This window comes from Myxococcus llanfairpwllgwyngyllgogerychwyrndrobwllllantysiliogogogochensis (assembly GCF_006636215.1).
Taxonomy (GTDB): Bacteria; Myxococcota; Myxococcia; order Myxococcales; family Myxococcaceae; genus Myxococcus; species Myxococcus llanfairpwllgwyngyllgogerychwyrndrobwllllantysiliogogogochensis.
Genome location: NZ_VIFM01000009.1, coordinates 75,224 through 93,940 on the forward strand (window position 1 = coordinate 75,224; position 18,717 = coordinate 93,940).

The 18,717-nt window shown below is 69.6% G+C and carries 15 protein-coding genes; 5 read left to right on the forward strand and 10 right to left on the reverse strand.

Annotated elements, in window-relative coordinates; genetic code table 11:
- Window positions 1–66: 66 nt before the first annotated feature.
- Window positions 67–1,686, reverse strand: a complete 1,620-nt coding sequence (locus FJV41_RS04000) for a bifunctional metallophosphatase/5'-nucleotidase (protein ID WP_141641059.1) — start codon at window positions 1,684–1,686, stop codon at window positions 67–69.
- Between the two features lie 242 nt (window positions 1,687–1,928).
- Here FJV41_RS04000 and FJV41_RS04005 point away from each other — a divergent pair, with 242 nt between their 5' ends.
- The gene (locus FJV41_RS04005) at window positions 1,929–3,824 is read left to right on the forward strand and encodes an alpha-amylase family glycosyl hydrolase (RefSeq protein WP_141641060.1); all 1,896 of its coding nucleotides are present in this window, start codon (window positions 1,929–1,931) and stop codon (window positions 3,822–3,824) included.
- A 52-nt stretch (window positions 3,825–3,876) separates the two neighbouring features.
- On the opposite strand, the gene FJV41_RS04010 is transcribed toward FJV41_RS04005, so the two are convergent.
- The 7 genes from FJV41_RS04010 to FJV41_RS04040 all read right to left on the reverse strand — a co-directional run bounded on the left by FJV41_RS04010 (window position 3,877) and on the right by FJV41_RS04040 (window position 9,512).
- Window positions 3,877–4,623, reverse strand: coding sequence for an MBL fold metallo-hydrolase (locus FJV41_RS04010; RefSeq protein ID WP_141641061.1), 747 nt, complete (start codon window positions 4,621–4,623; stop codon window positions 3,877–3,879).
- On the reverse strand, window positions 4,620–5,117 hold the full coding sequence (gene coaD / locus FJV41_RS04015) for a pantetheine-phosphate adenylyltransferase (protein ID WP_141641062.1): 498 nt from the start codon (window positions 5,115–5,117) through the stop codon (window positions 4,620–4,622). Before coaD ends, FJV41_RS04010 begins: the two co-directional genes overlap by 4 nt.
- Window positions 5,114–6,325: an MFS transporter gene (locus FJV41_RS04020; protein WP_141641063.1), complete on the reverse strand. Its 1,212-nt coding sequence runs from the start codon at window positions 6,323–6,325 to the stop codon at window positions 5,114–5,116. The genes coaD and FJV41_RS04020 overlap by 4 nt, the downstream gene beginning before the upstream one ends.
- The gene (locus tag FJV41_RS04025; RefSeq protein WP_141641064.1) at window positions 6,322–6,930 is read right to left on the reverse strand and encodes a TetR/AcrR family transcriptional regulator; all 609 of its coding nucleotides are present in this window, start codon (window positions 6,928–6,930) and stop codon (window positions 6,322–6,324) included. The genes FJV41_RS04020 and FJV41_RS04025 overlap by 4 nt, the downstream gene beginning before the upstream one ends.
- Window positions 6,931–7,014: 84 nt before the next feature.
- The gene (locus FJV41_RS04030; RefSeq protein ID WP_141641065.1) at window positions 7,015–7,857 is read right to left on the reverse strand and encodes an alpha/beta fold hydrolase; all 843 of its coding nucleotides are present in this window, start codon (window positions 7,855–7,857) and stop codon (window positions 7,015–7,017) included.
- 117 nt (window positions 7,858–7,974) lie between these two features.
- Window positions 7,975–8,529, reverse strand: coding sequence for an adenine phosphoribosyltransferase (locus tag FJV41_RS04035; protein ID WP_141641066.1), 555 nt, complete (start codon window positions 8,527–8,529; stop codon window positions 7,975–7,977).
- A complete protein-coding gene (locus FJV41_RS04040; RefSeq protein ID WP_141641067.1) occupies window positions 8,526–9,512 on the reverse strand; it encodes a 2-hydroxyacid dehydrogenase in 987 nt (328 codons plus the stop codon). The genes FJV41_RS04035 and FJV41_RS04040 overlap by 4 nt, the downstream gene beginning before the upstream one ends.
- A 135-nt stretch (window positions 9,513–9,647) precedes the next feature.
- Here FJV41_RS04040 and FJV41_RS04045 point away from each other — a divergent pair, with 135 nt between their 5' ends.
- The 4 genes from FJV41_RS04045 (at window position 9,648) to FJV41_RS04060 (ending at window position 16,792) form a co-directional block, all read left to right on the forward strand.
- On the forward strand, window positions 9,648–12,914 hold the full coding sequence (locus tag FJV41_RS04045; RefSeq protein WP_246136977.1) for a DEAD/DEAH box helicase: 3,267 nt from the start codon (window positions 9,648–9,650) through the stop codon (window positions 12,912–12,914).
- 147 nt (window positions 12,915–13,061) lie between these two features.
- Window positions 13,062–14,801, forward strand: coding sequence for a DNA repair protein RecN (gene recN / locus FJV41_RS04050; protein WP_141641068.1), 1,740 nt, complete (start codon window positions 13,062–13,064; stop codon window positions 14,799–14,801).
- Between the two features lie 60 nt (window positions 14,802–14,861).
- Entirely contained in the window at window positions 14,862–15,659 is a 798-nt protein-coding gene (locus FJV41_RS04055) for a Stp1/IreP family PP2C-type Ser/Thr phosphatase (protein ID WP_141641069.1), read from the forward strand.
- 215 nt (window positions 15,660–15,874) lie between these two features.
- Window positions 15,875–16,792, forward strand: coding sequence for a M23 family metallopeptidase (locus FJV41_RS04060; RefSeq protein ID WP_141641070.1), 918 nt, complete (start codon window positions 15,875–15,877; stop codon window positions 16,790–16,792).
- A gap of 118 nt (window positions 16,793–16,910) precedes the next feature.
- Here the strand turns inward: FJV41_RS04060 and FJV41_RS04065 are convergent, their stop codons facing one another.
- A complete protein-coding gene (locus tag FJV41_RS04065) occupies window positions 16,911–17,621 on the reverse strand; it encodes a nucleotidyl cyclase domain-containing protein (protein WP_141641071.1) in 711 nt (236 codons plus the stop codon).
- Window positions 17,622–17,670: 49 nt separating this feature from the next.
- A partial coding sequence (rlmM, locus tag FJV41_RS04070; RefSeq protein WP_246136978.1) for a 23S rRNA (cytidine(2498)-2'-O)-methyltransferase RlmM occupies window positions 17,671–18,717 on the reverse strand: 1,047 nt, incomplete at its 5' end.

Consider the following 18,717-nt stretch of genomic DNA (forward strand, 5'->3'; position numbering starts at 1 on the left):
CACCCAGGTTTCAAGCGGTCGGATTGTCTGAAACTGGATGTGAGGGCGCGCGAATTCCAGCCAGGGCTATTTCAGCGGAGGTGCGGGTCTGCGCGCGTCCGGGGCGAGCGCGCTTCCGCCCAGGCGGGTGATGCGGCCTTCGGGCTTCGCGCGCGGCGCGGGCTTGCCTGACTTGAACGCGTCCGCGAGCACGTCCAGCGGCGAGCGTCCGTCCTTCAGCGCGGGCGTGGTGGGCTGGCCCTTGAGCACGTCGTAGCCATCCTTGCCGCTGGTGAGAAAGCTCAGCGTGGCGAGCCGGTACGTGGCCTCGGCGTCCAGCGGCTTGCCGTGGACCTTCACGTCCACCACGCGCGCTCCGGCGGGCTTGCGCGGGTCGAACGTGAAGCGCATGCCGGAGACCTGGAGGAAGCGGCCCGGCCTCGAGTCCTCGCGAGCCAGGCTGACGCCATTCTCCAGGGCCGCGCGCAGCGTGGCGCCTCGGAGCTCCACCACCACGAGCTCGTCCGTGTAGGGCATCAGCGAGTGCAAATCCCGGCGCGTCATGACACCCGCGGGCAGCACGGTGTCCGCGCGCAGCGCGCCCCCGTTGACGACGGCCACGTCCGCGCCCGCGGCCTCGCGGAAGGCGTCCGCGACGAATGAGCCCAGGTTCGTCTCCCGCGTGCGCACCTGCGTGCTGCGCGCGTCCAGGGCCACCGGCGTGCGGCCCACGGGCTCCGCCAGCCGGGCGAACAGCGGCCCGTAGGCCTTCATCGCCTCGTTGAACTCCGCGTCCTCCGGCACCTTCTTCGTGACGGGAATCCGCGTCCAGGACACCTTGCGCACCGTGCCCGTCGCGGGGTCCACGTCCAGCGAGAGCCGGCCCAGCTCCACCGCCTCCGCGGGCACCTTGAAGATGGGCGTGCCCGTGGTGCGGTCCGCCGCGCCCACGTGGTCATGCCCGCCCAGAATCACGTCCACCTTCACGCACTTCGCCAGCTGCCGGTCCTGCTCCAGCGGCAGGTGCGTCAGCCCCACGACGACCTTGGCCCCGGCCTCGCGCAGCTTCGCCACCGCGTCCTTCGCCGCCGCGCAGATGTCGCCAAACTGGGTGTCCGGCCCCGCCTTCGTCGAGGTCTTCGTCTCGGTCAGCACCACGCCGAACAGGCCCACGGGGATGCCCCCCAGTTCGCGGACCTCGTAGGCCTTCACGCCCTCGAACAGCGCGCCCGTCTTCGCGTCCGTCACGTTGGCGCCCAGCCACGGGAAGCGCGACTGGCGGATGCGCTCGCGAAGCACGTCGTCGCCGAAGTCGAACTCGTGGTTGCCCAGCACCGCGACATCCAGGCCCAGCGCGTTCCACGCATCCACCATGTGCCGGCCCTTGAGCTGCTTGCCGTCCACGTCGAGCAGCGACTCCACCGACGGCGACAGCGTGTCGCCTCCCAGCAGCGTCAGCACATGCGGAGCAGGGGACTCCTTCAGCACCTGCTTGCGCAGCGTGGCCACCCGCGCCAGCCCTCCCCGGTCACCATGCTCCTGGGGCTGCACCTGGTACACGTCCGCCAGGTGGAGGAATGTCAGTCGTGTCGTGCCCTTGGGGGCCGCGGGGACGGCGGCCCGCGAGTGGCTCGGAGTCAGTGCCAGGAACAGCGCGAGCGGCAGGAGCAGGGCCCCACGTCGGGCCAGCGCTGTCGAGGTCGTCATCGCGAGTCGTTCTCCAGGGGCGCCCGCACGGCGCCGGGGCTCGCGGAAGTAGCGCACTCACGAGGCGAAGGCGAGCACCCCCGCCTTCAAGCCCCGTCTTGATTCGACGTCATCCCTGGAAAACGTGAAACGCTGCTGCGGCGTGTCATGACCGAAAGTTACAGGAATCACACGTAGGCGGTTTGCTCGCACTTCACTGCGGTTGCTAGGACCCGCCTTGACCACAAGAGGAGGTTGTCACCATGCGACACAACGTGTTGAGCGCGTTGCTGCTGGCCGGCTTGTTCGGCTGCGGCGAGGCCGCGCTCGAGAAGCAACAGGGCTCCGGTCAGGAGACAGCGCAGGTCGTCCAGCAGCTCACGTCATCGACGCGACCGGGCATGGGAGCCACTGTCTATTCGGGTGGTACGACGTTCCGCACCTGGGCGCCGCTGGCCAGTCGCGTCTTCGTGGCGGGCGACTTCAGCAGTTGGGGTTGGGTGGAGCTGGGCAACGAGTTCAACGGCAACTTCTCCGCCGACGTCGCGGGCGCGGTGAAGGGGCAGAAGTACAAGTTCGTGACGCGCAACCAGTGGGGCAGCGACGCGTGGCGCGCGGACCCACGCTCGGCGTGGCAGGAGAACTCCACGGGCGCCAGCATCATCTATGACCATGGCGAGTACTGGTGGAACGCGCAGCAGTTCAGCACGCCGGCCTTCAACGACATGGTCATCTACGAGATGCACGTGGGCACGTTCCACGACTCTCCGGGCTTCGGGCCGGGCAACTGGAACAGCGCCATCGCCAAGCTCGACTACCTGAGGGATTTGGGCGTCAACATGGTGAAGGTGATGCCGGCGTATGAGTTCGCCGGGGACTTCTCCTGGGGCTACAACGCGGCCTTCCCGTTCGCGCCGGAGAGCGCGTATGGCTCGCCCAACGACATGAAGCACTTCGTGGACGAGGCGCACTACCGGGGCATCGGCGTCATCTTCGACGTGGTGCACAACCACTACGGGCCCAGTGACCTGCCCATGTGGTGCTTCAGCGGCGACTGCCTGGGCAACGGCGGCGAGTACTTCTTCACCGACAGCCGCAAGGTGACGCCGTGGGGCGACACGCGTCCGGACTACGGCCGTCCCGAGGTGCGTGCGTACATCCGCGACTCGATGATGAACCTGCTGGACAACTTCCGCGCGGATGGTCTGCGCTGGGACGCCACGAAGTACATGCGCACGATTGACGGCTCGGGTGACATCCCGTCGGCGTGGCAGGTGTTCCGTTCCATCAACCGCGAAATCAACGCGAACAAGCCCTGGAAGATTTCCATCGCCGAGGACTTCGGCGGCGGTGACTCCATCACCAACGACGCGACGAGCGACTTCGCTGGCGGCGCGGGCTTCGACGCGCAGTGGACGGCGGAGTTCGTGCACCCCCTGCGCACGGCGGCCATCGAGCAGAACGACGCCAACCGGAACATGTTCGCGGTGCGTGACGCGATTACCCAGCGTTTCAGCGGCCGCTCTCACGCGCGCGTCATCTACACGGAGAGCCACGACGAGGTGGCCAACGGCCATGCGCGCGTGCCGGAGGAGATCTGGCCGGGCAACGCGGGGAGCTGGGCGGCGAAGAAGCGCTCCACGCTCGTCGCGGGGATTACGTTCACCTCGCCGGGCATCCCGATGATGTTCCAGGGGCAGGAGTTCCTGGAGGATGGCTACTTCGCGGACGGCGACCCGCTGGACTGGGGCAAGCTGACCCCCTACGGCGGCATCAAGACGCTGTACCGCGACCTCATCCGCCTGCGCCGCAACTGGAACAACAACACGCGCGGCCTGCGCGGTGGCAACGTCAACGTCCACCACGTCAACAACACCAACAAGGTGCTCGCGTATCACCGCTGGGACAGCGGTGGCGGAGGGGATGACGTCGTCATCGTCGCCAACTTCAGCGGCACCTCCTACTCCAGCTACAACATCGGCTTCCCCCGGGCGGGGACGTGGTACCTGCGCTTCAACAGCGACTGGAACGGGTACTCGTCCGACTTCGGCAACACCCCGTCGGCGAACACCTCCACGAACAGCGGCGCCAAGGACGGCATGGCCCAAAACGCGAACTTCGCCATTGGCCCGTACTCGCTGCTCATCTTCTCGCAGTAACGGGTGACTGGGACGTGGGCGCCCGTTGCCTCACCGGGCGGGCGCCCGGTCCTCAGACGGTGTAGCGACGGCCTTGTTGCAGCGGCTCGATGACGCTGGCCGCGGTGTCGAAGTCGTCGGGGTAGTGGATGAGGCGCATTCGGGCGCGCAGCCCCTCCGGCAGGGCGGCGAGCTTCTCGTAGGGCGTGTGCACGCCGTAGTTCGTCTCGTGGATGACCAGGTCCGCGCGTGACAGCCAGTCGATGAGGCCCTCGTCGAAGGCGGTGTCCGCGCTGTAGCCCAGGCACCGGCCTCCCGCGTGGATGCGCAGCGCGGTGGTGGGCACGTGGTGGTACGTCATCCGGGCTTCGATGAGGAAGGGCCCGTGCCGCACGGCCGACTCGGTGGAGAGCGGCGTGTGCTCGAAGTAGTCCTCGAAGTGCTTCGGGTTGGGAGGCTCTCCCCGCTTCTCGATGAGGCACTCCATGCCCGCGGCCAGGTGTCCTTCCCAGAGCCGTTCGGCCACGTCCGGATGGGTGAGCAGCTCCAGCTTCTTCTTGAGCACGAAGAAGGAGAAGTAGCCCAGGCCCTCCAGGCCGGAGGCGTGGTCCGCGTGCAGGTGCGTGAGGGCCACGGCGCTGACGCGGTCCGCGTCGAGTGGGACACCGGAGGACAGGGCCGCCTCGCGCATCATCTTCCGGATGGGGTGCGGACAGTCCACGAGGAGCACCTGGTCCTCCGCCTCCACCGCCAGACACGAGGAATAGTAGAGGGCGGAGAAGGCGTCACCGACGCCCAGGGGAGTGAAGGACAGGCTCATGGCTGGCTCCGGAGGGACGGGTCGAGTCGCTCGCGCAGCTTCGCCGCGACCGAGGGAGGACAGAAGGCCGAAACGTCCTCGCCCCGGGCGACGCGCTGCTTGAGGCCGCTGCTGCTCACCTCGGCGAGGTGGGCCTCGGCGGGGAGGAAGAGGGTGGAGATTTCGGGGGCGAGCGCGCGGTTGTTCTGGGCGAGCTCCGTCTCGAACTGCGCATCGGTGGCCCCGCGCACGCCGCGCAGGAGCACGCTTGCGCCGATGGCCCGCGCGTAGTCGACGATGAGGCCTTGCGTCCACGCCACCGTGACGTTGGGGTGCATGGCCACGGCCTCGCGCACCAGCGCCATGCGCTCGTCCTGGGAGAGCAGGGTGTTCTTGGCGGGGTTGATGGCCACCACGACGACGACGTGGCCGAACAATCGCGCGGCCTGTCGCACGACGGACAGGTGTCCCGCCGTGACGGGGTCGAAGCTGCCTGCATAGACGGCGATGGTCACGACGACACCTCGGGTGTTCCGGGCGTTGGCTCCCGGGACGGGTGGAAGGCGAGTGCCACGTAGAGCGTGCCCGCGAGGCAGAGCAGCGCGGACAGGGCGAAGTGTCCGGGGTAGCCCAGGGCCTGCGCGCTGAAGCCGCTGACGGCCGCCGCCGCGCCGGTGGCGAGCACCACCAGCGAGGCCTGCACGGTGTAGTCGGTGGCGGCGTGCTCGGGCCTGCATGCGTCCATCATCGCGGTGAAGACGGTGGCGGTGGCCATGCCGCTGGCCACGTGCTCCACGGCGCACACGGCGGTGAGCCAGGGCAGCGACGAGGGGAAGCTGGCGACGAGCGCGTACAGCAGCACCGCCGTGGCCTGGATGACGCCGAAGAGCAGCAGCGCCCTGCGCCGTCCGAGCTTCACCACGAGGCTGCCGCCGATGAGCGCGCCCAGGAGCCCCGCCGTGAAGCCCACGCCTCCCAGCAGCCACGCGATGTCCGTCAGTGTCAGGCCTCGGTCCACCAGGAAGGTGCGCAGCATGCCCGTGGCCAGCGCCTCGCCCGCCTTATAGACGACGAGGAGGACGAGCCACGTCGCGGCGCCCGGGCGTCGCCACCACCATTCGAGGCCCAGGCTCGCGCGGGGGGCGGGCTCGGTGGGCGGCTCGCGGTAGAGGGCCACGGGCACGGTGGCGACGAGCAACGTCAGGCCGAGGGCCAGGAGCGTGGGACGCCAGCCCGCCTTGTCGAACACGGCGAGCATGACGCCGCCGCCCAGAATCATGCCCACGCGATAGGCGGCCACCTGGATGCCGTTGCCCCAGCCGCGCTCGGAGGGCGAAAGCAGCGTCACCGCGAGCCCATCGGTCGCCACGTCCTGCGTCGCCGCGAGCAGGTTGACGCCGAGCACCGCCGCGAGCAGCAGGCGCGTGTCCACCGTGGAGTCGGGCAGGGCGAGCGACAGCAACAGGCCCGCGCTGAGGCACTGCAACGGGAGGATGTAGCCGCGCCGCAGGCCCCACCGCGCGGAGCCATGCCGGTCCATGAAGGGGGCCCAGAGGAACTTCAGGGCCCATGGCAGCGCGAGCAGATGGGCCAGGCCGATGGCCGGAAGCGACAGGCCCTGGTGGCGCAGCAGCACCGGGAGCGCCTGTGTGAAGAAGCCGAACGGCAGGCCCTGCGAGAGATAGAGGCTCGAGAGGAGGCCCAGCTTCGTGGAGGTCTTCATGCGCCCTCCCTCGCCGCCGAGGTGTCCAGGAGGCCCGCGGCCATGTGCTTCACGGTGTTCGCGGCGGAGCCCGCCGGCACCAGTCCGGGCGAGCTGGCCGAGAGGACGAAGTAGCCCTGCACCGCCGCGAAGAGACCCGCCGCCAGCGCCCGCGCCTTGCGCTTTCCCACCAGCACCGCCACCAGCGCCTCGAGCTGCTCCAGGTCCGCGCGCACCACCTGCTCGTAGGCGGCGCGGACCTCCGGCTGACGAATCGCCTCCGCGCTGATGGTGACCCAGCCCGCCACCGCGCTCGTGTCCGCGTCCGCGCCCGTCGCGAGGAAGGCGTCCAGGAAGGCGTCGATACGGCCGCGCGCATCGTCGGCTCCAAGCCGCTCGAAGCGCTTCGCCACCCGCTCCCGCGCGCGCGCCGCGAGCTGCCGCACCAGCACGAGCAGAATCTCCTGCTTGTCGCTGAAGTGGTAGTGCACCAGCCCCGGACTCAGGCCCGCCGCCTTCGCGATTTCGTTGACGGAGGCCCGCTCATAGCCGCGCTCCGACATGACCCGCAGCAGGCCCGAGACGATTTGCTGTCGGCGCTCCTCGGTGTTGGACGGACGGGGCATGATGGCCTTGTTTATTGGTTGTGTGACCAACTTATAAACAGGCGGAGTCGTGGTGTCAATCGCTCCTGGGGCGGCGGGGGGAGGTCAGCCCTGGGGGCCGAGGTCCGGGTGGGTCGTGCTGACGGCGGTCCTCCGTCCCGAGACGAGGGCCTCGATTCCGACGGCGACGAGCCCCGGTACCTCCAGCGTGGGCAGGTGGCTGACGGCGGGCAGCTTCATGACGTGGAACCACGGATGGGTGGCGGCGAAGGCCACCTGGGTCTCCAGGTAGTCGTGCGTGTCCGGCTGCGAGTACAGGTGCAGCGTCGGCGTCGCGGGGCTCAGTCCGGCGAGTGCGCGAAGCGGTGAGCCCTCCCGCGAGTAGGCGGCGGCGATTTCGCGCGCGGCCCGGGCCCACATCTCCTCGGAGAACTCGAGCATGTCCTCATGGACGGCGCGCAGGACGTCCTTGTTCTCCACGCCCCGGGTCCACTGCTGGAACAGCTCGTCGCGCGTGCGTCCCCAGCGCTCCGACATCAGGCCCCGAAGCGTCGCCAGGAAGGGCGGGGGCGGCTCGGTGACAATCCAGTCCAGCACCACGAGCTGGGGGATTCGCTCCGCGCCCAGCTCGCGCCGCAGCTCCAGCGCCAGGAAGCCCGCATGGGAGATGGCCACCGGCACCACCTGCCGCGCGCCGCTGGCGTCAATCACGGCGAGCAGGTCCTCGAGCACGGTGTCGCTGTCGAAGTCTTCGTCACCGTGTTCGGATTCTCCGTGGCCGCGCAGGTCCACGCAGAGCACCCGGTGTCGCTCGGCACAGAGGGTGACGAGAGGACTGAAGATGTCGCGGCGGGTGCACCAGCCGGGAATCAAGAGCAGCGTGAGCGCTCCCTGGCCGACGTCGTCGTAGCGAATGCGGGCACCACCGGTGGAGCGCACCTCGGGCATGTCTCCCCCTGTCGAACGAGGCTTCTTTCCTCAGGTGGACATGCGCCGGAAGCACGGCAGCAGGCGGGCGGGGAAGGGATGGAGGCCCGGGTCGCTAGGACTTGCCGGGGCGTCCCGTCAGAACGTCAGCAGCGTCGTCACCTTGTCGCGCCCCAGGCGCTGGGGACCCTCGAGGAAGTCGAGGCTGATGAGGAAGCTGAAGCCCACCAGCTCTCCGCCCAGTCGCTTCACCAGCTTCGCGGTGGCCTCCGCCGTGCCACCGGTGGCGAGCACGTCATCCACCACCAGCACGCGCTCGCCCTGGAGGATGGCGTCCTCGTGCATCTCCACGCCATCCGCGCCGTACTCCAACGAGTAGCGCTCCACGATGGAGCGGTGGGGCAGCTTGCCCGGCTTGCGCGCGGGGACGAAGCCCGAGCCCAGCGCGAGGGCGATGGGCGCGCCGAGGAGGAAGCCGCGGGCCTCCACGCCGACGACCTTGGTGATGTGCTGGCCCCGGAACGGCGCGGCCATGGCGTTGATGACCCGGCCGAACAGGCGCGGGTCCGCGAGCACGGGGGTGATGTCCTTGAAGACGATGCCCGGCTTGGGGAAGTCCGGCACGTCGCGCAGGCGGGCATTCAGGTCGGCGACGAGGGTGGTGTCGGTGATGCTCGCGGCGGGCAGGCTCATTCGAAGACCTCCGGGTTGACGCAGTGGGGTGGCCGCCGTCCCTCCAGCGCGGCCAGCAGGTTGTCCACCGCCATGGAGGCCATGCGCCCCCGCGTCGCATGTGACGCGCTGGCGATGTGCGGCGCCAGCAGGACGTTGGGCAGGGTCATCAGCGGGCTGTCAGGGGGAAGGGGCTCGGGCTGCGTCACGTCCAGGGCCGCGCCTCCCAGCCTTCCCTCGCGAAGGGCCTCGACGAGGGCGTCCTGGTCGATGACTCCGCCTCGCGCCGTGTTGACGAGCAGCGCCCCCGGCTTCATCGCGGCCAGCTCCGCGCGTCCCACCCAGTGCTTCGTCGCGGGAGTCAACGGGACATGCAGGGTGAGGATGTCCGCTTCGGCCAGGAGCGTGGCCTTGTCCACCTGGCGGGCGCCCGTCTGGGCCTCCAGCGCCGGTTTCGGCTCGCGGCTGACGTACAGGATGCGCATCCCGAAGCCCCGGGCCCGCCGGGCCACCGCCGCGCCGATGGCCCCCGGGCCGACGATACCCAGGGTGGCGCCGTACACATCCGTCCCCAGGAGGAGGGTGGGGCTCCAGGTCTTCCACTTGCCCGCCCGGACGAAGGCGTCCGCCTCCGCCACGCGCCGGGCCAGCCCCAGAATCAGGGCGAAGGCGAAGTCCGCGGAGGTCTCCGTGAGGGCGCCTGGGGTATTTCCCACCGCCACGCGCCGCCCGGTGCAGGCGGGAACGTCGATATTGTCGTAGCCCACGGCCACGTTGCTGACCGCCCGGAGGTTCGGGGCGCAGTCAAGCAGGCGAGCGTCCACCCGGTCCGTCAGCAAGGTGACGAGCCCCTCGCAGAGGGCCGCCTGGGCCATCAAGGTGTCACGGGAAGGTGGCAGTTCCTCCTCCCAGACGGACAGGTCCACGAGCCTGCTCAGTCGGCCGAGGGCCTCTCCAGGGAGCTGGCGGGTCACGAAGACACGGGGGCGGACGGTCCGGGCCATGGCGAGCGTTGATGGTCTCATAGCCTGATGTCGGTGGCTGCTTCCGCTGGCCGACTCATCCACATTTCCCGCGAGCGGGAGCCCTCTTGCTGTGCTAGTGGCAGGGGTTCCCCGGCGCTTAGGAGCCAGGGGCCTGTGCCAGCCGTGCAATCCACCGCCGACATCCGAGACGCCCTCCCTCCTCAGGACACCCAGTGGCTCAGGGCCCTGAAGGCTGAAGTCCAACCCACCATCTTCAAGAAGGGCCGAGAAGTGGCGGAGTCCCGCCGCGTCTTCGGGCTCCAACGTGAAGGGGACCACATCCGCGCGCAGGTCGCCTCCTCCACGGGCGAGCGCTATGAAGTCGTGCTCGCGCTCGGAGACGGTCGAGCCACGTCCACCTGCACGTGTCAGTCGTGGAACGTCGATGGTCCCCACTGCAAGCATGTGGTGGCCGCCGCGCTCATCTATGCCGCGCGTTTCCGGCCGCCTCCCCGGCCCCAGCCGGTGGTCGCCGCGCCTGTCGAACCCACCGCGCCCAACGGCAACAACGAGGTGGTGGACAACGAGGTCCCCGTGGAGCCGGAAGGCCCCGTGGTGGACGCCGTCAACCTGCCCGCGCTCGCGAAGGTGGAGAGCTGGCTGGGCCTGTCCTCGCAGCCGGACTATGAGTTCTTCTACCGGCTGACGGCGGCGAACACGAACTCGGGCAGTCGCCAGTGGGTCGTGGACGTGCGTCGGCAGGACGCGCAGACCAAGGGGCCCATCCACGTCAAGCGGACCCTCCAGACGGGGGGGCGCATCTCCCCCGCCGACGAGCGCGTCTTCATGGCGTTGTCGCGCCACGAGCATCGCTACGACTCGCGCATCGTCCTGTCGGACGAGGAGTTGAGCGAGGCGATGGACCTGCTGCGCCAGCGGCGGGTCATCTACCGGGGCACGGCGCTCATCAACACGGAAGTGCCCATCCGTCCGCAGATTCGCCTGGAGTCCCGGCCGGACGGCGCCACGGCGCGCATCGAGCTGCTCTTCCCGGACGGGCTGAGCTACTCGCTCAAGGACGTCATCATCCTGTCGGGCCGGCGCACCTGGGTCATCCAGGCGCAGAACCTCCACCCGGTGGAGCCCGACTTCCCGCCCCGGCTGCTGCGCAAGTGGCTGCTGGAGCCCAGCATGTCCTTCCCCTCGGGACAGTTGGACCGGGTGCTGACGTTCTTCGCCGCGCACCTGCCGCGCTTCCGCATGTCGTTGAAGGCGGACGACATCGAGGTGGACGAGGCGGTGGAGCCGCACTTCGTGCTGACGCTCGAGGGCACTCCGGAGCGCGTGAAGGCGCAACTGGCCGCGCGTTACGGGCAGACGACGGCGCCGGTGTCTCCCACGGCCACGCACCTGGGCTACGCCAGTGGCGTGGGTGGGGACAGCCGCAAGCTGTACCGTCGTCGCGAGGACCTGGAGCGAGCCGCGGGCAAGCTGCTGTTGGACCAGGGCCTGCGCTTCGAGCCGCAGGCGCAGGTGTTCGACGCGACGGGCGACGTGGCGCTGGAGTTCTGGGCGCGAGGGCTCGCCTCGCTGCCGGCGGAGTGGGAGCGCTTCGGCGTGCAGGCGCCCAAGGTGCGGCTGCGCCCGAAGCTCAAGCCGCGCATCCGCGTGGGCATGAGCGGCGTGCAGTGGTTCGACCTGGACGCCGAGTTCGTCACGGACGACCAGGCGGTGGACCTGGGCGCGGTGCGCATGTGGCTGGACTCCGGCCGCAAGTTCGTGCCGCTGAAGGACGGCTCGTTCGCTGAAGCGGACCCGGCCGAAATCAAGCGCGTGGCGGACCTGCTGGAAGAGGCGGGTGCGCTGCCGGGCCGGTCCCGCACGCGGCTGCCGTTGCACCAGGCGGTGGCGTTGGACCTGCTCGCGGACCTGGGTGAGTTCACCGAGGTGGAGGCGAAGGCCCGGCAGGCGATGCTGGAGCTGCGCGAGACGGCGGGTGTGCCGAAGGTCGCGGTGCCCGACGGGCTCCACGCCACGCTCCGGCACTACCAGGAGGCGGGCCTGTCCTGGCTCTGGTTCCTGCGCCGCCATGGCCTGTCCGGCATCCTCGCGGACGACATGGGCTTGGGCAAGACGGTGCAGTCGCTCAGCCTCCTGCAGAAGATGGCGAACGAAGAGGGGCGCAAGCCGTCGCTCGTCGTGGCGCCCACGAGCGTGCTCGCCAACTGGGAGCGCGAGGCGGAGCGTTTCACCCCGGGCCTCAAGGCCATGGTGTGGCACGGGCAGGACCGCAAGGAGCGCGCCGAGGACCTGAAGGGCATGGACCTGGTGCTCACGTCCTACGCGCTGGTGCGAAGAGACCTGGATCAGCTGTCCCAGGTGGGCTTCCGCTTCGTGATTCTGGATGAGGCGCAGAACATCAAGAACGCGGACAGCGCCACGGCGCAGGCGTGCAAGTCGCTCCCGAGCGACACGCGACTGGCGCTCACGGGTACGCCGCTGGAGAACCGGCTGTCGGAGCTGTGGAGCATCTTCGACTTCCTCATGCCGGGCTTCCTCGGCAGCGCGGACAGCTTCAGCGATAGGTACGAGCAGCCCATCCAGGTGGCGAACGACGCCTCCGCGAGGGACAGGCTGCGCCGGCGCATCCAGCCCTTCATCCTGCGTCGCCTGAAGACGGAGGTGGCCAAGGACCTGCCGCCGAAGACGGAGAGCGTCGCCTGGTGCGAGATGGAGCCGGGTCAGGCCGCCCTCTATCGCGAGGTGATGGAGGAGAGCCGCCGCAAGGTCAGCGAGAGCATCGAGAAGGTCGGCTTCAAGCGCAGCCGCGTGTCGATTCTCGCCGCGCTCATGCGGCTGCGGCAGGTGTGTTGTGATCCGCGCCTGCTCAAGATGCCCCCGGGCACGTTGTTGCCGCCCAGCGCGAAGGTCGAGCGCTTCATGGAGCTGGTGGAGGACCTGGTGGCGGAAGGCCACCGGGCCCTGGTGTTCAGCCAGTTCACGGAGATGCTGGAGCTGCTCAAGCAGGAAGCGGACAAGAAGGGCCTGCGCTACCTCTACCTGGACGGTCGCACCAAGGACCGCATGGGCAAGGTGGACGAGTACAACCGCCCGGACGGACCGCCCCTGTTCTTCATCTCCTTGAAGGCGGGTGGCACCGGCCTCAACCTCACCGCGGCCGACTACGTCATCCACTTCGACCCGTGGTGGAACCCGGCCGTGGAAGACCAGGCCACGGACCGTACGCACCGCATCGGTCAGACGCGCGCCGTCATCAGCTACAAGCTGATTACCCGCGGCACGGTGGAGGAGAAGATTCTCTCCCTCCAGCGTCGCAAGCGAGACCTCGCCGCCGGAGTGCTCGGTGGAGAGGGTGACGAGATGGCGAGGACCCTCACCGAGCAGGACATCCAGGAGCTCTTCACCGAGAGCCAGTCCTGAGACGGAGGGGAGGGTTGGGGTTCCAACGGAACTCCGCCCTCCCCCCGCCCGCCATCCGTGCGGCTGACCAGAACGCCTGTGCAGTGTCAGTGGGACCTGCTAGGGTGTTCAGTGCCAGGGCCGTCGTACGGACATTGGAGGGCGCGCGTGCTGCTGGGTCTGCGGATTTCGAACGTGGCGGTGATCGAGGAGGTGGAGGTGGCGTTCGGAGCCGGCCTCACCGTCCTCACGGGTGAGACAGGTGCGGGCAAGTCCATCCTCGTGGATTCATTGGGCTTGCTGCTGGGAGGCAGGGCGGACGCGGATGTCATCCGCGCCGGCTGCGAGGAGGCGTCCGTGGAGGGCGTCTTCGCACGCACGCCGGTGCTGGGCGCGCGCCTGGAGGAGCTGGGCCTTCCAGACTTGGGCGAGGAGGTGCTGGTGCGTCGCGTGTTGGGGCGCACCGGAAGGGGCAAGGTCTACGTCAACGGCGCCCTCGTCACGGTGGGGGTGCTGGCCAAGCTGACGCGGGGGGCGGTGGACCTCGCGGGGCAGCACGAGCACGTCAGCCTCTTCGACTCGGGCCTGCACCGGGTGCTCCTCGACAGGTACGGGGAGGTGGAGGTGGCGCTGGCGTCCTACTTCGGGGAGTACTCCGCGCTGCGGGAGGTGGACGCGCGCATGGAGGCCCTGGGTGGGGACGAGGCGAAGGTGCGGGAGCGCGCGGAGTTCCTGCGCTTCCAGCTCGACGAAATCGCGCGCATCGACCCGGAGTCGGGCGAGGACGTGAAGCTGGACGTCGAGCGCAAGCGCCTGTCGAGCGCGGAGAAGCTCAAGCGCCTCGGGGCGGAAGCGGAGCTCCTCGTGGCGGGGGAAGAGGCCTCGGCGCTGGAGACGGTGGGCCGCGCCCTGGGGCTGGTGCACGACGCGGTGAAGTTCGACGCGACGCTGTCGCCGGTGGCGCAGTCGCTGAGCACGGCCCTGTCGGAGCTGGAGGAGGCGCAGCGGCGGCTCAACCGGTACGTGGAGGGGCTGGAGTCGGACCCGACGCGGCTGGCGGACGTGGACGAGCGGCTGGATGGCCTCAAGCGGCTGTGCCGCAAGCACGGCGCCACGCTGGACGGCGTGCTGAAGAAGCGCGGCGAAATCGAGGCGGAGCTGGGCACGCTGGAGAACCGCCAGGAAGTGCTCGAGGAGCTGGCCACGGAGCGGCGCAAGGTGGAGGAGCGCGCGCGCAAGGCGGCCCGGGTGCTGTCGAAGGCCCGGACGACGAGCGCGGTGGAGTTCTCCGCGCAGGTGCGCGAGGGCCTGGGGCACCTGGCCATGGGCAAGGCGGCCTTCGAGGTGCGCGTGACGCCCGGGGAAACGCTGCGTCCGGATGGCGCGGACGAGGTGGAGTTCTTCTTCAGCGCGAACCCCGGTGAGCCGGCGCGGCCCCTGGCGAAGGTGGCCTCGGGTGGTGAGGCGAGCCGGTTGCTGTTGGCCCTGAAGCGGGCCCTGGCGGGCAGCGACGCGTGTGGCTGCTACGTGCTGGACGAGGCCGACGCGGGCGTCAGCGGCGCGATTGCAGACGTGGTGGGGCGGATGATCAAGGAGGTGAGCGGTCACCGTCAGGTGCTCTGCATCACCCATCTGCCCCAGGTGGCGGCCTACGCGGACGCCCATCTGCTCATCCGCAAGGCGGTGAAGGCGGAGCGAACCGTCTCCCAGGTGACTGTTCTGGCGGCGGGCGCGGACCGCACGCGGGAGCTGGCCCGGATGATGTCCGGCGTGGAGGTCACGAGGGAGGCGCTGGGGGCGGCGGAGGCCCTGGTGCGCTCGGCCCACCGTTCCCTGGGGGCACCGAGGACCCGGCGGGAGTCCGGACCCGAGGGAGGACCCCGTGGCCGCCTCCGAAGATTGGCTTGACGCGCTGCAAGGTCATCCGTGTCCTTGCCCCATCGGTGGGTCTCACATAGCATCATTGGTGTGTCCAACACCGCAGGGCTGACCGCGGCCTCCCGCCTCAAAGTCGTTTCCGCTGGCCTGACGGACGTCGGGCGGAAGCGCAACCACAACGAGGACAGTTTCCTCATCGACGATGAGCTGCAGCTCTACGTCGTGGCGGATGGAATGGGCGGCCATGCCGGCGGCGGTACCGCGTCGCGCATCGCCGTCGAGACCATCGACAAGGAGCTCCGGCGGGCTCGGGAGGGAAAGGACAATCCGTTCCTGTCCGTGCCCAACCTCCAGGACTCACCGATACCGGAGGCCCTGCGCACGGCCGTGGAGAAGGCGTGTCTCGCCATCTACACGGCGGCGCAGGAAGACCCACGGCTGTCCGGCATGGGCACCACGGTGATTTCCCTCGTGGTGCGCGATGAGCACGCCTTCTTCGCCCACGTGGGTGACAGCCGCGCGTACCTCATCCGGGGCGACCTCATCCAGCAGATCTCCGAGGACCACTCGCTGGTCAACGAGCAGATCAAGGCGGGGATGATTACGCCGGAGGAGGCCAAGCACTCCCGCTACAAGAACATCATCACCCGCTCCGTGGGCTTCGAAGAGGAAGTCCAGGTGGACGTGATGGGGCTCGTCTCCGAGCCCGGCGACGTGTTCCTGCTGTGTTCGGACGGCCTGGCCAACATGCTCGAGGACCGCGAAATCCACGAGGTCGTGGCCCAGGCGCAGAGCTTCGAGGACGTGCCCAAGCGTCTCGTCGACTTCGCCAACGAGCGCGGCGGCGACGACAACATCACCGTCATCGTGGTGCGGGTCGCCCCCTGAGGCACCCGGCCCCGTGGCCGACAAACACCTCGTCAGGTCACTGTTGACCTTGACACTCTTGGAAACTGAATGGTAGCTGCCCAAACGTTTCCAACCCTGGCAGACGTCGCCGGGAGACGAAGCAGGCGGGGTGTGGCGGTGGGGGGAGGTGTTGGGCGACACGGAGCGACTTAGCTTCTGGCGCCGGATGTCCCACGCAAGCAGGGAGCTGTCCCGTGGCGAAAAAGTCCTTCACGTTGATGGTGATCCCGGACCATGACGCGCCGGTGAAGCGGTACACCATCCAACGCTCGTTCCTGATGCAGGTGGGGATGGGGTTGATGCTGGTGGTGGGACTGAGCGCGGGTGCGAGCATCCACTACTTCCAGGTGGCGGCGGACGCCTCCGAGAACCGCATCCTCCGCGAGGAGAACCTGACGCTGCGCTCGCAGCTCAAGTCGGTGCGGGAGCGAATCGAGCACATCGGCTCCACGTTGGACCGGGTGGAGCGGTTCGACCAGAAGCTCCGGGCAATGACGCTGCTGTCGGACCCGCAGCGCAACCTGGCCATGGGCCCCACGGAGCCGGAAGCGGGCACCCAGGTGCCGACGACGGACACCCAGTTCACCCAGCTGACCACCACCGAGACGCCCAAGCTGCTGATGGGCCGGTTGGACAAGCTGAGCGCGGAGGCCACCCGTCAGGAGCAGAGCCTCCAGGAGCTGCAGGCGTACTTCCAGGACCAGAAGTCGCTGCTCGCCTCCACGCCGTCCGTCTGGCCCGCGCGCGGCTGGGTGACGAGCGACTTTGGCCAGCGAGTGGACCCGTACACCGCCGACCGCGTCATGCACGCGGGTCTCGACATCGCCGCGCCCCATGGCAAGGAAGTCTTCTCGCCGTCGGACGGCACGGTGGTGTTCGCGGGCCTGGAGGGCGGCTACGGCAACGTCATCGTCGTGGACCACGGCTACGGCATCAAGACGCGCTACGGCCACCTGGCGAAGATGCTGGTGAAGGCGGGAGACCGCGTGAAGCGCGGCTCGCTCATCGCCGCGGTCGGCAACACGGGCCGCTCCACCGGACCGCATCTGCACTACGAGGTCCGCGTCAACGGCATCCCCCAGAACCCGCGCAAGTTCATCCTCGAGGAGTAGTCCTCGGAGTGCGCGGTGCCTCCCGGGCCTGGCTCGGGAGGGTGGTTGCGGGTGTTGAACCCCAGGGACGTCGGGCCTTCTGGCTCGCCCCTGGGACGCAGAGTCCCCCTGGCCTTCCTCAACGAGAGAGCGTGGCGGGCCCTGGGATGGATGCGTCCAGCCGGAGCCGTCGCTGCTGGAGTCCATCGGCGCGTCCGCTGCGCTGCATGACGTGGGCGCGCTCCAGTTCGGCCCAGAGCAGCGGGCCCAGCACCTGCCAGTGCGAGGGCGAGTCCACCGTCACCTCCAGCAGGCTCACCGTCCAGTTCGGGGCGTCCGTGTCGGGCGTGCCCTCGGGGAGCACCCGGCGCACGTCGCGTGAGAGGCGCTCGTGGGTGGGGCCAGCCAGGTCCGCGCTCACGGTGAGCTGCGAGGTGGGCACCAGCAGCGCGGCGAAGGCGTCCGGGTGCAGGCGAATCACCTTGGCGCCCGGGTACTGCGCGGCGAGCGACTCCACGGTGGCGCGCAGAATCGCGTCGCCAATGGCGAAGCCGAAGCGGGCGTTGAGGGAAATCATCTCCTTCACATCCGCGATGACGGCGCCCACGCGCCAGCCGTCATGGTGCGCATGCGTGGACAGGTCGTACTCCTCCTTCAGGAGACTCCCCTGCGTGAGGGCGGGGACCTGGAGCGCGCCCGTCTTCGGGTCCGGGTGGCCGCGACGGGCCTGCTCGGCCTGGAGGAGCACCTCGACGGCGGCCTGCACGGGCGCCTGGGGGCTGCGGGTCAGCACCCAGGGGTGGAGGGCGATGAGGGCGGTGGCGGTGGCGTCGTCGAGCGGATAGGGCATCTGAATCGCTTCTCTAGCGCGTCGCGAGGCCCCGCGCAGGGGCTTCCCGTCAGCGCAGCCGGTGGGCCGTCACCGTCACCTCATCCCGGTCATGGTAGAGCTGCCGGACGGTGAGGCCCTCCCAGCCGCCCTCCTCGACGAGCGTGTGGCGCACGCGCAGGAGGACCGGGTTCTTGTCCTTCATGGGCAGCTTGATGTTGGCCACCAGGTGGCTTGCCCAGCCTCGGCGCCCCCACTTGGCGAGCAGCTGGGCCACCTCCAGCGGACGCCACGCCATGTCGCAGAAGAGCCAGTCTGCGGGCTCCTCGGGGGCATAGGAGAAGGCGCTCTCCTGGATGTGCTTCACCCGGCCATTCGAGGCCAGCTCGGGCATCAGCTTCGCCGGGTCCACCGCCACCACCTTCGCGCCCCGGGCCACCAGTCGCTGCGTCCAACCCCCGGGCGCCGCGCCCAGGTCCACGCAGACGTCGCCGCGCCCCGGCTCGAAGGCCAGGCCATCCAGCGCTTCCTCCAGCTTCATGGCGGCGCGCGAGGGGGACTCGACCTCCCGGCGCATGCGTCGCCGCCCTCCAGGGGCCAGGGACAGGGCTTCGCGCGCGGAGACCGCGCCCACGGCCGTCACGCCGTCGGGTGCCACGCACAGCGTCACCAGCCGGGCGCCGGACTCCCGCGCCCGCGCCGCGTCGTCGAGCAGCCGCTCCGAGGGCAGCCGCGTGCGCACCGCCGCCTCCAGCGCCTCCGCCACGGCCGCCAGCGTGTTGCCCCGGGGGCTGTCGGGCGTGAAGGACTGGAGGACCCAGGGGGCCGTCCCCGGCAGGGAGACGATGGCCCGGGCCGCCGCGTCCGCCTGGACGTCGGGTGTTCCCGGAGGCAGCGAGGCGACCACCCGCCAGGCGGCGCGGGCGAAGGCGGGAACGAGGCCCGGCTGCGAGTCGCTCTCCACCAGGGCCTCTCCAAGCAGGCGAGGGGCCATGCCCGCCCAGGCCAGCTCCTCGAAGAGGTGGGGCTCGAACCCGGCCCGGCAGGTCCACAGCCAGCGGCCCACCTGGGGCGGCTGCGTCTGTGCGGGCATGGGGGGAACGCGCGCCCTCGGGGG